We start from the raw sequence: 13,535 nt of genomic DNA on the forward strand, positions 1-13,535 counted from the left end.
ATTTTTGTAAAGGAAAAATATAAATTAAGATTCATATGAAATGTAAAGTGAACGTTATTTATTTTACAATAAAACAGAAGGAAATAGGAGGGGAAATGATGGAGAGAATTTCATTATCAAATGTAGGAGATACAAAGTTTCAAAAGTTATTAGGGCATAATTCGGATATATTACACTCGTGGAGTACGTTAGAAGATACACTGTACAATAAAGGGACTCTTTCAGCAGAGTTAAAGGAGCAAGTGAGAAGAACATTAGCGTATGGGAATGAATGTCCGTACTGTATGGCAAAGGGAAGACCTGATGATGTGCAAAAGGCAGAGGAGATTGGTGTAGCCGTTACTTTTGCGCATACATTTGTTCATGACCGAAAAGCAATAGATGATACTATGTTTCACGCTTTAAAACAATATTGGACAGAAAAAGAAATTGTAGAGCTTTGCGCCTATGTTTGCTTTATTACTGCGTCACAACAACTTGGTTTTCTATTTCAATTACAGCCAAATTAAGGGGGAAATGATGACAAATCAAATAGCACTTATCATAATCGATGTACAAAAGGCATTTCAATTACCAGATTGGGGCGAGAGAAATAATATTTTTGCTGAAGAAAACATGAGAATTTTGTTAGAAGAATGGAGAAAAAGGAAACGACCAGTTTTTCATATTCAACATGTAAATAAAGAAAATGCTCAGTCAATGTTTTATGAGAGAGCGGAAACGGTAAACTTTAAAGAAGAAGTGCAACCACTACTTGGTGAAGTGGTTATTCAGAAATTCGTTAACAGCGCGTTCATTGGGACAAATTTAGAAGAGCAATTAAGAAAGAACAAATGTAATGCAGTAGTGGTTGTAGGATTAACGACAAATCATTGCGTGGAAACTACGACACGAATGGCAGGGAATTTAGGATTTACAACATATTTAGTGAGTGATGCAACGGCTACTTTTAACCGTATAGGTTTAGATGGTAAAGAGTATAGTGCAGAAGATATTCACAATATGACACTTGTAAATTTACATGAAGAGTTTGCTACGATTGTGACGACAAAAGAAGTGTTAAAATTATTTTAAGAAAATAATTGCGAATTATGTAGAAAAAAATAAGAATATTTCGTATAATCTAAGTACAATCATTTTGAAAATAGGGGTGGCATCATATGGAGCAAATTTCAGTAAAGAAATTAGAAGAGGTACTTGTTGTAGCAGGGGATGATAAACAGAAGCAAAAGGAATTTTATGAATTGCTCTTATCTACTGAGTTTTATGTTGCTGGTTCACTAGAAGCAGAGGACGGGGCAACAGAAGGAATACTTCGTTTGCGTCATTTCCAAGGAGAAGGTAGATGGATCGTTCCGTTCTTTACACAAATGGAATTTGTAAAAGATGTGTTGCCAGAAGGAACGCCCCTTATTACGATACGTGGGAAAGAGTTATTTGGTAGCATTGAGAAAGATGCTACAGCTGTATTAAATGTTGGCACTGATATAAGTAAAACATTTATTCCAGAAGAAATTGCAGATATCGCATCTGGACGAATTTTTAATTATTATAAGTAAAAGGAAAAGCGTAATCGCTTTTCCTTTTACTTTTTAATTTGAATATGAAGTGGCTATACCAGAAGAAATAGAGACTGTTTTATTATTCGTGTTTATTGTCGCTGTAGCTCCAAGTGGAATACCGATGTTTGGACTTATATGTCCAATTGGTAAATCGAATAGGACAGGTATATGATATGGCGCGAAATATTCATATAATATTGTTTGCAATGATTGAGAGGGCTTTGAAGGAGTGCAGTCGTGACAACTTGTGAAAATAACGCCCCTGCATTCATTAAACTTTCCAGATAAAAGTAGCTGATTTAACATACGGTCAATGCGGTACGGTTCTTCACCAATGTCTTCAAGTAATAAAAGTGTATTGTTCGTAATTATCTCGTAGGGCGAGCCAATTATACTTGTTAACACAGCTAAATTTCCTCCAACTAACGTACTTGTAACTGTACTGTGAGAGCTAGGTACGATACATTCTGATGCAGATAAAATGGTTGAATACGGATGGAATAGCTGATTAAAAGAGGATAAAGATAGGGAATCAATGCCTTTTCCTAGCTCTTCAATCATCGGACCATGAAATGTTATAAGCTTTGCATAACGTGAAACAGCAGTATGTAAAGCTGTAATATCGCTATATCCCCAAAAGATTTTTGGATTTTGCCTAATAACTTCATATTGAATGTGAGGAAGAAGACGAGCACTTCCATAACCACCTCGTGCACAAAAAATTGCCTTCACTTCATTATTTGTAAATGCTTCATGTATATCGTCAAGCCGAACTTGATCACTTCCGGCTAAAAATCCATATTTCTCGTAAACACTCTTCCCGATTATTACGGATAACCCCATCTCTTGTAATACATTCACACCTTTTAATACACTTTCGATTGTAGGTGGACCAGATGGTGCAATAATCATTACTGTATCACCTTGTTTTAATGCATTTGGATAAATCATTAAGCTCAGCCTCCTTCTCTTTCAATATATTCGCTTCATATGAAGTTCAACCCTTGCAAAAGCAGGGGAAAGCTTATCAAATAAAGAAGATATAAAGGAAATAGGAGGGAAAATGATGTTTACAAGTCGAGTAACAGACATATTAAAAATTGAGTATCCCGTTGTTCAAGCCGGTATGGCAGGCGCGATTACGACGCCAGAACTTGTTGCAGCAGTAAGTAATAGTGGAGGATTAGGGACGCTTGGAGCCGGCTATATGAGCCCAGAACAAATTCGTGAAGCGATTTATAGAATAAGAGAACTAACAGATAAGCCTTTCGGTGTTAATTTACTTGTAACGAAAGAGATAGAAATAGAAGAAGAGAAGGTAAATGAGGCGAAAGTATTACTAAGCGGAGTGAATAGAGAATTAGGTATAGAAGTAGAAGGAACGTTAAAGCTTCCAAAAAGCTATAAGGAACAATTACAAGTGCTATTAGATGAAAAAGTACCGGTCGTTAGCTTTGCATTTCAAACGTTAGAAAAAGAAGAAATAAATGATTTAAAAAGAAGTGGAATAAAAGTTATCGGAACAGCTACCCATGTGAAGGAAGCGAAAGTACTTGCTGAGCTAGGAGTAGATATTATTATTGGGCAAGGTAGCGAAGCAGGAGGGCATAGAGGAACGTTTATTGGGAAAGAACGAGATGCTATGATTGGTACGTTTGCGTTAATACCTCAGTTAGTAGGGGTTATTCCGCATATCCCAATTGTCGCAGCAGGTGGTGTAATGAACGGACAAGGGCTTGTTGCGGCTTTGGCATTAGGAGCAGAAGGTGTTCAAATGGGATCAGCCTTTTTAACAAGTGAAGAGAGTATTACGCACGATGTGTATAAAGAAGCGGTTTTACATAGTACAGATACGAGCACAACTGTAACTCGTGCGTTTTCCGGGAAATATGCACGCGGTATTCGGAATGAATTTATAGAAAGGCATGAAGGAAAAGAAGAAGGGCTTCCGGTATATCCAGTGCAAAACGTATTAACTTCTAAAATACGCCAAGAGGCAGCGAAGCAAAATAAGGAAGAATATATGTCACTTTGGGCAGGACAGGCAGCATCATTGGCACGAATCGAATCAGCTCAGCATGTAGTGGAGCGAGTTATGAAAGAAGCGGCGAATGCAATCGAGCAATTACAAAATATATACAAAAAGACCACTTGAGTAATTCAAGCGGTCTTTTCGTTAGTTTGCTTTATAAAATTGTTGGATGGCTTCGTCGATGTAAACCCAGCCTTTCCAACCTAAGTGCATATGATCTTTTAAGAAGTATTTATCGTATTCATGATTTGAGAAGTCGGCAATTGGATAACCAGCTTTTTCAATTTGCTCATGAACTTTCTTATAGTATGCTTCGCGGCGTTCTTTCGGGAAGCCAGCGTAGTCGTACCAAGGACCTTTGACAGGAACAGAAATGAAGAGTGGTTTTGCACCAGATTGTTTTAATAAATCAAGTACAATTTGTAAATCTTTATATTCTGGCGATTGGTCATAAGCATCATTTTTTAAGTAACCTTCACGTTGCTTTAATTTTTTCTTAATTTTGCTATTGAAGTAACCATCTTCGATACCATATTCATTAGATCCAGATTCTGCTGCACCTGTTTGATCCGCATGTTTACGAGCCTCTTCCCAGTTCATTTGTTTTAATGAAGGATCGAGCTTCTCTTTGTGCGGTTTAATATTAAACATAGCTGTAAATAAATCTTTACGATCTAAAATGTTACGATAAATATAAGCGAAAGGTTTAGCAGCAAGTGCTTTTACTTTATACTTCGTATCATCATAAGCGATACCTTCAAGCGAAATTTTTAATAAAGTTTCTTTTTTTACAATCTCAAAGTTTAATAAACGCTTTGCAATTTGTTTTTTCATTTCAGGTTTTAAATCATTGTTGAAAATGAAGTGGTAACCTTGTTGTTTTGAAAAGTTAGGTGCAAAGTGCGTTTCGTCAATACCTTGTGGTACAAACCATTGCGGAGAAAGAACGAATACCATTTTCTTATCTTTCAATTGATCCATTGTAGATGCGAAGTTTAATACATGTACAAGGTCTTGTGTTCCGCCGCGTCCAAGAAGGAATGGCGTAAATCCTTCAGGCTTTACTTTAAAATAATTAGATGGATGGAAAGCATCCATACGTGCGAATTCCGATGAACCGTACATCGGAAGATATTTTGGATCTGCTAACATCTTTTGCTGTAAAATCATACTTTGAATTTTTTCTTCTTTTAAAGAAGTAGCAGCTTGTTCTACTTTTTCATCACTTAAAAGTGGAAGTAGGAAGCGCGTTGGAATAAGTAAGAATACAGCAAAAAGGGCCAATGCTAAAAGCATCGGACCAAATTTTGCTTTGTTCATCGGATTTCTTCCAACTTTTTAATAACCATGTTTGGTGTAGCCCACTCGTCACGGTCAAAATCAGAAATAGAAACTTCAATATCTAAACGCTCTTGGAATTCAACTAATAAAGATACTACAGCGAAAGAATCAAGGATACCTTCTTCAAATAATTGAACATCTAAGTTTTCTTTCACAATATCGTTTTCACATACTTCTTCTAAAATATCTAATACTTGCTCTTTGAATTCTGCCATTTTTAAAATCTCCTTTATATCCGAAATATATTATATGTGCAACTTCTTAATGGAATAAGAAGGGTGCATTAAAAGTATCTGTTAAGGTGTCCAGAGAAGATTAGGAAACCGAAACATACAACGTGGAACGTAATTACAATCGCAAGAATGTGTGTAAATTTATTGTTTGGCCAAAACTTATGCTTCTTGTTTTTTCGTTCAAAAATATCGAATAAAATAAACAGTGCGGCATGGTATAGACCATAAATAACATACTGCGCAACAGCGCTTCCTTGGATGTGCCAAATTCCCATAATGAAGAAGTTTAAAAATGCACCGATATACGAAATAGTGTAACGGTTCTTAATTAACTTTTTCTTCGTTGCAAAAAAGACGAAACGCATGTAAATAAAATCACGGAACCAGAATGATAAACTCATGTGCCAGCGGTTCCAGAAGTCTTTAATATTACGACTAAGGAATGGCTTATTGAAGTTTTCTGGCGTTTTAATTCCCATCATATAACTTACACCAATTACAAAAGAGCTATAACCAGCAAAATCAAAGAATAGATATAAGCTATAGCTATACATGTAAATCATATTTGAAAATATTGTATCGTGTTGAGCGAATGCTGGATCCATACAATATTGCTTTATTAAGTAAGCAATAATAAATTTATACAAGAAACCTTGGAAAATACGATTTAGTCCTGTATATAGTAAATTTTGATATTCTTCAGCGCTAGGTGGCTTTTGAATATCTTTTTGGAATCTTCGGTAACGATCGATAGGTCCTGTTGAAATCGCAGGGAAGAATAAAACGAATTCCCAGAAGTTAAAGAAAGAAAGCTCTTTAATTAAACCATCACGAACTTCAAATACCATTTGAACTGCTCTGAATGTTACGTAAGATATACCTAGGAAAACAACAAGTTTTAACTCAGGTAAAAACGATGCAAACGGCGCGATTTTTGCCAAAATAAGAGGCAAAATCGATAAAATAACAGCTATGCAAAATGTGAATGTACTATTATTTTGTTTTCTTAAAATTAAATAGCCTTTAATAAGGACATATTGCCAAATAATAAATGCAGCTAGCATCATTGCTTGCTTTGGTTTATCTGAGAAGATAATAGCAATCATGACTAATGTTAAAACGGCATTATATTTGCGCAACATTTTACCTTTTAATCCAGCTATGATAGTAGGTATTAATAAAATGCCCACTATAGCGAAAAAATAAAATGATCCATATGCGGTCATGCTGTAACCTCACTCAATAATTTTTTGCGATCTACCTTTCCATTTGGTGTCATTGGAATAGAAGATTGATACATGAATTTACGTGGAATCATGTAGTTTGGTAATCGCTCATTGAGTTCTTTTTTGATTGCAGATGTTAATTTGAATTCTTTTTCAAATGAATGTTCTCCAGGAACAACAACCGCTAATAAATAATCGTATTTCTCACCTTTTTTAATTGGAACGATAACTGCTCCTTCTACGTAAGAACACGCACGAAGGTGATGCTCAATTTCTTCTAATTCCATTCGATAACCATGCAGCTTAATTTGGAAATCAAGACGACCATTATAGAATAGAAGACCATTTTCAACATAGCCAGCATCGCCTGTTTTATAGGCGCGCTCACCGTCAATCATAGTAAATGCTTTTTCTGTTAATTCAGGGCTTCCTAAATATCCAACGCTTACGCTTGGACCGACAATTACGATTTCACCTTTTTCACCATCAGGTGCGATCGTGCCATCTTCTTTCATAATAAGAAGGCGACAGTCTGATTTACAATAGCCAACTGGAAGTGATTTGTATTGATCAAGCACTTCTTCTGTAACGTGAATACCTGTTACAGCGACAGTAGCTTCTGTTGGACCATACGTATTCATAATTGTTGCTTTAGGGAAACGTTCAATTAATTTTCTAGCCACTTCATTTGGTAACACTTCGCCGCAGAATAAGAATGTTTTCATGTTCGGTAGCATACTCTCAGAGAAAGATGCTTCCATTAAACACATTTCAGCGAAAGAAGGTGTGGAAGTCCATACTTGAATATCCGATTGCTCTAAAGAAGCAAACAAGTCTTTTGGACGCGCAATCATATCTTTATCGATTGCCCAAAGTGTACCACCTGTTACTAATGATGGGTAAATATCCATTACAGATAAATCGAATGAGAAAGGTGCTTGGTTTAAGAATACTTGCCCTGTTTGTAAGTTGAAATCTTCTACAGCCCATTTTGTAAAGCTAACAAGGCAGTTATAAGTAATCTGAACCCCTTTCGGATTACCTGTGCTTCCTGATGTGTAAATAATGTAGAAATTCTCATCACCTTTTACCGCATGTTCAGGATTTGGAGTGTTCCCTTTATGAGTAAAGAAAATATCTTTTAAGTTGTCTTCACTTACGATGCGAACTGGTAAATCAGTTACAGTTACTGCTGTTGCCGATAAAAGTAATTTCGCACCAGAATTTTCAGCAATACGTTGTACACGATCAGCTGGGATAGATAAATCTACAGGAATGTAAGCATGTCCAGCTTTTACACATCCTAAAAAGTTAATAATCATTTCAGGTTGCATATGGCCATACACCATAATTGGTGAACGATCGTCTGGATACTCAGAAGAAATCCAATGTGCTAACGCATCAGAATCTTCCTTTAATTGTTTGTACGTAATTTTCGCATCTCGCCAAACAAAAGCGGTTTGATCAGGCGTTTCTGCAGCCCACTTTTCAATTTGTTCTAATAACTTCATAACGTTCCCACCCTAGAATTCATTGTAAATAAATGTACTTGTGTTTGTATCATGGAATCCATACAACCAAAGTAATGCAAATAAAATTGCAAGATAATAAACCGTCTTTGCAACCCATTGTGTGAGTGGTCGAGACCATATCTCTTTTAATCTTTCCATGTCTTTCCCTCTCTTAATGAAATAATAGCTCTTTGTAGGTATCATGTCCTACATTATTGTGAAAAAAACAAAATCCCACATTTTAGGTAAAAATAAGTCAAAAGGCTCTTTTCTGATATTAGCACTAAATACTAAAAAAGAAAATCCCTAACTTAGCAATTATATTACATTCAGCATGAATTTGTAATGGGTTTGACATGTAAATAGAAAGTGGATTGTGTGAATACATAAAAGTGGACTATAAGAATACGTAAAAATACAGTGTTTGTTTTTATTAATCATTTAAGACGGAGTAAACTTTTAAATTTCTAGTTCTTTTGAAAAGGAGGAAATTATCATGAATAGAGTGTGGAAGAATCTAATTTCGGAAGAAAATATCGTGAAATGGAGAAGGCATTTCCATAAGTATCCGGAATTATCATTTCATGAAAAAGAAACTTCGCAATTTATATATGATACATTATGCTCATTTTCTTCTTTTGAAGTAACGAGACCGACGAAATATAGTGTACTAGCAATTAAAAGAGGTGTGAAGCAAGGGAAAGTAATTGCGATTCGAGCTGATATAGACGCTTTGCCAATTCAAGAGGAGACAAGTAAATCTTATACATCTGTGAATAAAGGAATGATGCATGCATGTGGGCACGATGCTCACGCAGCTATTTTATTAAGTACAGCAGAGGTGTTATCAAATATAAAGGAAGATTTTGCAGGTGAGATTCGTCTATTCTTTCAGCACGCAGAAGAGGTGTATCCAGGCGGGGGACAAGAAATGGTTGAGGCAGGTGTAATGGACGGTGTTGATTATGTAATAGGTTTACATGTTATGTCAGGACTTGAGAGTGGAAAGATAGGAATTGCATATGGACCGATGATGGCAGCTCCAGACGTATTTACAGTTGAGATTCAAGGCAAAGGAGGACATGCGGCGCGACCAGAAGAAACGATAGATCCTATTGCTATCGGAGCACAGATTATTACAAATCTACAACATATCGTATCAAGAAATACAAGTGCTTTTATGCAAAGGGTTGTTTCAGTTACACAATTTCATGGGGGAACGGCTGACAATATTATTCCTAGTACAGCAACTTTAATGGGAACTGTTCGTTCATTTAATCAAGCATTGAGGGTGGAAGCAGAAGGGAAAATCGAGAAAATTGTGAAAGGAATTACAGAAGCACATGGAGGATCGTATACATATACGTATCGATATGGATATGATCCGGTTATTAATGATGAATATATTACGAAAATAGTAGAAGAAAGTGCACTACATTTGTTTGGGAATGAGCGTGTTGTGAAGCTTGAACCTTCTATGGGTGGAGAAGATTTTTCAGCATATTTAAGAAAAGCACCTGGTTGTTTCATTAAATTAGGAACAGGTAATGAAAATATATATACTTGTTATCCACATCATCATCCGAAATTTGACTTGGATGAATCAGCATTAATTTGTGGAGTGGAGCTATTTTTAGAGACGACTATAAGATTACTAAAATCATAGAAAAACAAAAAAAGGCAACTGCACTCTATTGCAGTTGCTTTTATTTCTTTCCGTCAGAGAGGGCTGAGAAAGAACTATGCTCATTCATAGTATATGAATAGCTAACGGACAAGCTTGTACATTTTAATCATTTTTTTAAAAATAGTTATTGACATTGATAATCAATGTCAATTAATCTAAATATAGTTGGAATTGATAATTATTATCAATAGGATGGATGCGACATGTTAATGAGAAAGAATTTTCACCTTCTGCGGAGGGGATTAAAAGATAAAAATAAAGATGTTGATCAGCATATGGAATGGCAAAGAAATGTAATTCGGTCTGAATATGTAGATGAGAAGAAGAGCATTCAAACAGAAAAAGAGATACAAAGTAAAGGGAGAGGTTCAGTTGAGTAAGTTAGTAATGATTTTTGCAAGTATGAGTGGAAATACAGAGGAAATGGCTGACCATATTGCCGGCGTAATTCGTGAAACAGAAAATGAAATTGAAGTTATTGATATTATGGATTCACCAGAAGCTTCTATATTAGAACAGTATGATGGAATTATTTTAGGTGCATACACTTGGGGAGATGGCGATCTTCCTGATGATTTCTTAGATTTTTATGATGCAATGGATTCTATTGATTTAACTGGGAAAAAAGCGGCAGTATTCGGATCATGTGATTCGGCTTATCCGAAATACGGAGTGGCAGTTGACATTTTAATAGAAAAGCTACAAGAGCGCGGGGCAGCAGTTGTGTTAGAAGGACTAAAAGTAGAATTAACGCCAGAAGATGAAGATGTAGAAAAATGTTTACAGTTTGGAGCTGAATTTGTAAAACACCTTTCTTAATGGCAGAAGGGAGATGAAGAGCAAGTGCATGAGAAAATCTCAATCAAAACGATGACAGATTATCATTTGTATGATTTTATGCGTTGTCCGCATAAATTTTATTTTCGTCACATAAAAAGAAGAGAACCTTCTTCATTTGAATGGCAACAAATAGCACAAATGATTGTCAATCAAATTATTAACGAGTATTACACGCTACCTGCGGGTCAACAAACGAAAATTGTACTTTTAATATTAATAGAAAAGTATTGGAAAAAAGTAAGGATTAATATGTTTGCTTCGAAGACGGAGTACTATATTGTATTAGCGAAGCTAACGGATCACTTATTACAGTTCGTTGAAAAGGATGATAGTCAGACACCACCATTGTTTTTATACGAGAAGTTTCAAACATATATGGAAGAGTTAGGTGTCCACATGTCATTGACATTTGAAGTTGGTGAGTGGAGTGCTGAGTCGTTTGTAATTAAAAAGTATGTTGTCGATGCAGATGAGGAAATGCTTGCTCTTTGTCAGAAGCTAATGACAGTATTCAGTTATAAAGCTTTCGGAGTTCTTCCAGGAAAAATTGAAGTTATTAATTTAATAGAAGGAACTAAGTATGAGTACATTCCGAAACAGGAAGATATTATAACTGGAATGGCTGATTTATCTAGAATGAAAGAAATGTTAGAGCAACCTGAGCATTATACAGAGCGTCATTTTCGTTCTGAGTGTATAAGTTGCGCGTTTCGTAGTGAATGCCAAGGGGAAGAAGTAAAGACAGAAGCGAAACAGAAGAAAAATATAGTTCATTAAAGGATGCAACTTTGCATCCTTTTTTGTTATTGACATGAAAAGCTTTTCATCATTTACGGTATATTTGTAGCAGATTTTAATAAAGTGAAACTTTAATCAGTGGGGGTTTTGTCAATCACCCACTGATTATCAGCCCTCATTAATCGGGCTACCCACAAATAGCAGAATAAAGGGAGGAATAATCAATGAAAGATGAAACAAAAGTATTTCAATGGTTAAAAGAACAAAATGCTCCTTTTGAAATTCAACTGCAAATTTTACAGGCGTTTCAATTGTATAAAGTTATTGTTGAAATGGATAAAAAGTTAATGATGTATGAGGAGAGAGTATATAGGGAGAGAATGTAATCTCATCCCTGTAATATCGTTTTTAGCTGTTCTGTGCCTGTAATGAATTCGAGTTCATTCTCTGACTCAAAGTTATAAATAATATTATGTAGTAAAGGACTGTATTGATAAAAGGTAGTAATACGATGAATGAGTAATGGATCATGATGAGAAATAAGTGTACTGTACTGTTCATATACAGATGTAGTAAACTCATCTCCGAAATCATAATATAGTCCTGCAAAATCAAAAGCAGGATCGCCAATTTGCGCATCACCAAAATCGATAACACCTGAAATGCTTTTGTTATGCTTGTTAAATAAAATGTGATGATGAGTAAAATCAGCGTGAATGATTGTGTTTTGAAAAGTGGATGTAGCTAAACATGCAAAGAAATTTTCAAATAAGCGATTTAAGGCTAGTTTCTGTAATGAAGTAAGGCTAGTAGTGAGATATTGGTTTAATTTTGTTTGTAGCTCTTTCCAGTAGGTACATGTTTTTTCAATAGGGAAACATAGCGTTGTAACTTGGTGTAAAGGAATACTATGTAGTACCGCAAGGAAAGTAGCTAATTGTGTAATAATTGCTTTCAGCTCTGTATCCTCCAGCGTGGCAACTGTTTCTGTTTTTAATGGTTCACCATGAATGAGAGTATAGTAACTACAAAGAGGAACCTCATCAGATTCGTTTTTATAAATTAGGTGATATTGTGGAACTTCGATTTCTTGTAGTGATTGAGTGAGAATTGCGCATAGTTCTTTTTCTAACGGAATTCGCATCGCATATTCCTGTTTTCGCGGGAAACGAAACAGTAGCTCATCATTTACTATAACTGCTACATTATCCCATCCTTCTTCATTTTGTTTATATGAATGTATAGAAAGATTAGGCAAAGCTTCTTTTATATAATATTTGTAAGAGTCCATAATTGTTCCTCGTTTCTGAGTTAAGTTATTCTATTTTATTATATCAGAATTTTCTTTCTATATGTTAAAATATATCTATTATTATGAAGAAGGGCGGGAGTATTACGAAAAAAAGACTGTTAATCATTTCTCTATGTATCGCTTTTGTATTGTTTTGGTCATATAAAGAGGAGGTTTTTGCTACCTTTAAACCGATTGATCAGTACGAGTTAAATAAGGAGTTAAAGAACAAAAGTATAGAAAATTTAACTCATAATGAAATGAAAAAGGTAGGAGAGCATTTTGTGACTGAACAACTATCAGTGTTTGAGTTTAATAATAAAGAAGATGTGAAACGAAAAGGTGAAGAAATATTTTTAAATAGAGGGTATGAACCATTAATGGAAAATTATTATCCAAATCGTTTTCAAGATTTAGAGTATAAATTTACAAGCGAGGAGATACGTGAAGAGACCGATGAGAGTTTTCTTTATCAAGCTGTAGCGTACGTTGCGGGTACTGAAAATGGTAAGAGAAGCGAAATGAAATTGAATTATGAAGTGAAAATTGTAAAGGTTAATAATATATTTATGGTGCTAGAACAAAAGCAGCGCGTACAATAAAGGAAATTCATTGCTCAATAGAACATTTGAGGGTGTATTACTTAATGCGGAATAAAAAGGCCCTCAAGGAATAAAGGGCCTTTAAAGATTTTCATTTTGTTGACCAAGTTCTTTTTGAGCAATATATAAATTCCCTTGCTCGACTTGTTTAAGAGTATGAACAGAATCTCCTGCATATCCTTTTTGTGTTTTAACAGTTCTTTTTGAACGATTGGAATCTTGTTTCTTCATATAATAGGCCACCTTTCATCAAAAATAAACGAAAATGATAAGTATGAGTAATACAGCAGCGAAAATGGTAATGCCCATTAAAAACGAAGTGTTTTTATATTTAGGTGGCTTATGTACATCTTGCCGATATCCAGGTGAAATTTCAGGGGCAAATTCTTCATCGAATGATTGCTTTTTTTCTTTGTCGTCCATATGTACCCACCTTTCTTTTTCATTATATTATACGTTACAAGAAAAAATA

General features: G+C 35.1%; 19 protein-coding genes. 10 read left to right on the forward strand and 9 right to left on the reverse strand.

The genetic code is table 11. The annotated features are described in order from the left end of the window. The first annotated feature begins 98 nt into the window (after positions 1–98). The 3 genes from M1D73_RS06810 (at position 99) to M1D73_RS06820 (ending at position 1,559) form a co-directional block, all read left to right on the forward strand. On the forward strand, positions 99–509 hold the full coding sequence (locus M1D73_RS06810) for a carboxymuconolactone decarboxylase family protein (protein ID WP_000439756.1): 411 nt from the start codon (positions 99–101) through the stop codon (positions 507–509). 10 nt (positions 510–519) lie between these two features. Continuing rightward, positions 520–1,074, forward strand: coding sequence for a cysteine hydrolase family protein (locus tag M1D73_RS06815; protein WP_000184436.1), 555 nt, complete (start codon positions 520–522; stop codon positions 1,072–1,074). A gap of 86 nt (positions 1,075–1,160) precedes the next feature. After that, entirely contained in the window at positions 1,161–1,559 is a 399-nt protein-coding gene (locus M1D73_RS06820) for an SseB family protein (protein WP_000435265.1), read from the forward strand. Between the two features lie 33 nt (positions 1,560–1,592). Here M1D73_RS06820 and M1D73_RS06825 read toward each other — a convergent pair whose 3' ends face one another. Then, complete coding sequence (locus M1D73_RS06825) at positions 1,593–2,513, reverse strand: S66 peptidase family protein (protein ID WP_000640079.1); 921 nt, start codon at positions 2,511–2,513, stop codon at positions 1,593–1,595. A gap of 115 nt (positions 2,514–2,628) precedes the next feature. Here M1D73_RS06825 and M1D73_RS06830 point away from each other — a divergent pair, with 115 nt between their 5' ends. Next, positions 2,629–3,717 carry an NAD(P)H-dependent flavin oxidoreductase gene (locus tag M1D73_RS06830; protein WP_000495279.1) on the forward strand — a complete coding sequence of 363 codons (1,089 nt, stop codon included), beginning with the start codon at positions 2,629–2,631 and terminating at the stop codon, positions 3,715–3,717. A 21-nt stretch (positions 3,718–3,738) separates the two neighbouring features. Here the strand turns inward: M1D73_RS06830 and dltD are convergent, their stop codons facing one another. From dltD to M1D73_RS06855, 5 genes are all read right to left on the reverse strand, one after another. Continuing rightward, positions 3,739–4,914 (reverse strand): D-alanyl-lipoteichoic acid biosynthesis protein DltD, encoded by a 1,176-nt coding sequence (gene dltD / locus M1D73_RS06835; protein ID WP_121868152.1) that lies wholly within the window; start codon positions 4,912–4,914, stop codon positions 3,739–3,741. Then, positions 4,911–5,150: a D-alanine--poly(phosphoribitol) ligase subunit DltC gene (dltC, locus tag M1D73_RS06840; RefSeq protein WP_000807310.1), complete on the reverse strand. Its 240-nt coding sequence runs from the start codon at positions 5,148–5,150 to the stop codon at positions 4,911–4,913. Before dltC ends, dltD begins: the two co-directional genes overlap by 4 nt. Before the next feature lie 68 nt (positions 5,151–5,218). Beyond that, entirely contained in the window at positions 5,219–6,394 is a 1,176-nt protein-coding gene (gene dltB / locus M1D73_RS06845; protein WP_000127933.1) for a D-alanyl-lipoteichoic acid biosynthesis protein DltB, read from the reverse strand. Continuing rightward, positions 6,391–7,905, reverse strand: a complete 1,515-nt coding sequence (gene dltA, locus M1D73_RS06850; RefSeq protein ID WP_000770505.1) for a D-alanine--poly(phosphoribitol) ligase subunit DltA — start codon at positions 7,903–7,905, stop codon at positions 6,391–6,393. Before dltA ends, dltB begins: the two co-directional genes overlap by 4 nt. 12 nt (positions 7,906–7,917) lie before the next feature. Then, positions 7,918–8,064 (reverse strand): teichoic acid D-Ala incorporation-associated protein DltX, encoded by a 147-nt coding sequence (locus tag M1D73_RS06855; RefSeq protein ID WP_000440293.1) that lies wholly within the window; start codon positions 8,062–8,064, stop codon positions 7,918–7,920. Between the two features lie 337 nt (positions 8,065–8,401). Between M1D73_RS06855 and amaA the strand changes: the two genes are divergently transcribed. From amaA to M1D73_RS06880, 5 genes are all read left to right on the forward strand, one after another. After that, entirely contained in the window at positions 8,402–9,571 is a 1,170-nt protein-coding gene (amaA, locus tag M1D73_RS06860) for an N-acyl-aliphatic-L-amino acid amidohydrolase (protein WP_001082783.1), read from the forward strand. Between the two features lie 224 nt (positions 9,572–9,795). Next, positions 9,796–9,972: a hypothetical protein gene (locus M1D73_RS06865; protein ID WP_000929023.1), complete on the forward strand. Its 177-nt coding sequence runs from the start codon at positions 9,796–9,798 to the stop codon at positions 9,970–9,972. Further along, positions 9,965–10,411, forward strand: a complete 447-nt coding sequence (locus M1D73_RS06870) for a flavodoxin (protein ID WP_000041153.1) — start codon at positions 9,965–9,967, stop codon at positions 10,409–10,411. The genes M1D73_RS06865 and M1D73_RS06870 overlap by 8 nt, the downstream gene beginning before the upstream one ends. Positions 10,412–10,435: 24 nt before the next feature. Then, positions 10,436–11,209: a hypothetical protein gene (locus M1D73_RS06875; RefSeq protein ID WP_000544574.1), complete on the forward strand. Its 774-nt coding sequence runs from the start codon at positions 10,436–10,438 to the stop codon at positions 11,207–11,209. Positions 11,210–11,394: 185 nt separating this feature from the next. Then, positions 11,395–11,556, forward strand: a complete 162-nt coding sequence (locus M1D73_RS06880) for a hypothetical protein (protein ID WP_000651086.1) — start codon at positions 11,395–11,397, stop codon at positions 11,554–11,556. Positions 11,557–11,558: 2 nt separating this feature from the next. On the opposite strand, the gene M1D73_RS06885 is transcribed toward M1D73_RS06880, so the two are convergent. Next, complete coding sequence (locus M1D73_RS06885; RefSeq protein ID WP_481158009.1) at positions 11,559–12,461, reverse strand: aminoglycoside phosphotransferase family protein; 903 nt, start codon at positions 12,459–12,461, stop codon at positions 11,559–11,561. Between the two features lie 83 nt (positions 12,462–12,544). Between M1D73_RS06885 and M1D73_RS06890 the strand changes: the two genes are divergently transcribed. Continuing rightward, positions 12,545–13,063 carry a biotin transporter BioY gene (locus M1D73_RS06890; protein ID WP_121868153.1) on the forward strand — a complete coding sequence of 173 codons (519 nt, stop codon included), beginning with the start codon at positions 12,545–12,547 and terminating at the stop codon, positions 13,061–13,063. Positions 13,064–13,144: 81 nt separating this feature from the next. Here the strand turns inward: M1D73_RS06890 and M1D73_RS06895 are convergent, their stop codons facing one another. Then, entirely contained in the window at positions 13,145–13,294 is a 150-nt protein-coding gene (locus M1D73_RS06895; protein WP_000743742.1) for a hypothetical protein, read from the reverse strand. A gap of 18 nt (positions 13,295–13,312) precedes the next feature. After that, entirely contained in the window at positions 13,313–13,486 is a 174-nt protein-coding gene (locus M1D73_RS06900) for a hypothetical protein (RefSeq protein WP_000341062.1), read from the reverse strand. Between the last annotated feature and the right edge of the window lie 49 nt (positions 13,487–13,535).

The organism is Bacillus sp. PK3-067, from assembly GCF_056738645.1.

Excerpts from the sequence above, each read along its gene's own strand:
- M1D73_RS06810 (WP_000439756.1), top strand. The coding sequence starts at position 99 with ATGGAGAGAATTTCATTATCAAATGTAGGAGATACAAAGTTTCAAAAG.
- M1D73_RS06815 (WP_000184436.1), top strand. The coding sequence starts at position 520 with ATGACAAATCAAATAGCACTTATCATAATCGATGTACAAAAGGCATTT.
- M1D73_RS06820 (WP_000435265.1), top strand. The coding sequence starts at position 1,161 with ATGGAGCAAATTTCAGTAAAGAAATTAGAAGAGGTACTTGTTGTAGCA.
- M1D73_RS06825 (WP_000640079.1), bottom strand. The coding sequence starts at position 2,513 with ATGATTTATCCAAATGCATTAAAACAAGGTGATACAGTAATGATTATT.
- M1D73_RS06830 (WP_000495279.1), top strand. The coding sequence starts at position 2,629 with ATGTTTACAAGTCGAGTAACAGACATATTAAAAATTGAGTATCCCGTT.
- dltD (WP_121868152.1), bottom strand. The coding sequence starts at position 4,914 with ATGAACAAAGCAAAATTTGGTCCGATGCTTTTAGCATTGGCCCTTTTT.
- dltC (WP_000807310.1), bottom strand. The coding sequence starts at position 5,150 with ATGGCAGAATTCAAAGAGCAAGTATTAGATATTTTAGAAGAAGTATGT.
- dltB (WP_000127933.1), bottom strand. The coding sequence starts at position 6,394 with ATGACCGCATATGGATCATTTTATTTTTTCGCTATAGTGGGCATTTTA.
- dltA (WP_000770505.1), bottom strand. The coding sequence starts at position 7,905 with ATGAAGTTATTAGAACAAATTGAAAAGTGGGCTGCAGAAACGCCTGAT.
- M1D73_RS06855 (WP_000440293.1), bottom strand. The coding sequence starts at position 8,064 with ATGGAAAGATTAAAAGAGATATGGTCTCGACCACTCACACAATGGGTT.
- amaA (WP_001082783.1), top strand. The coding sequence starts at position 8,402 with ATGAATAGAGTGTGGAAGAATCTAATTTCGGAAGAAAATATCGTGAAA.
- M1D73_RS06865 (WP_000929023.1), top strand. The coding sequence starts at position 9,796 with ATGTTAATGAGAAAGAATTTTCACCTTCTGCGGAGGGGATTAAAAGAT.
- M1D73_RS06880 (WP_000651086.1), top strand. The coding sequence starts at position 11,395 with ATGAAAGATGAAACAAAAGTATTTCAATGGTTAAAAGAACAAAATGCT.
- M1D73_RS06885 (WP_481158009.1), bottom strand. The coding sequence starts at position 12,461 with ATGGACTCTTACAAATATTATATAAAAGAAGCTTTGCCTAATCTTTCT.
- M1D73_RS06890 (WP_121868153.1), top strand. The coding sequence starts at position 12,545 with ATGAAGAAGGGCGGGAGTATTACGAAAAAAAGACTGTTAATCATTTCT.
- M1D73_RS06895 (WP_000743742.1), bottom strand. The coding sequence starts at position 13,294 with ATGAAGAAACAAGATTCCAATCGTTCAAAAAGAACTGTTAAAACACAA.
- M1D73_RS06900 (WP_000341062.1), bottom strand. The coding sequence starts at position 13,486 with ATGGACGACAAAGAAAAAAAGCAATCATTCGATGAAGAATTTGCCCCT.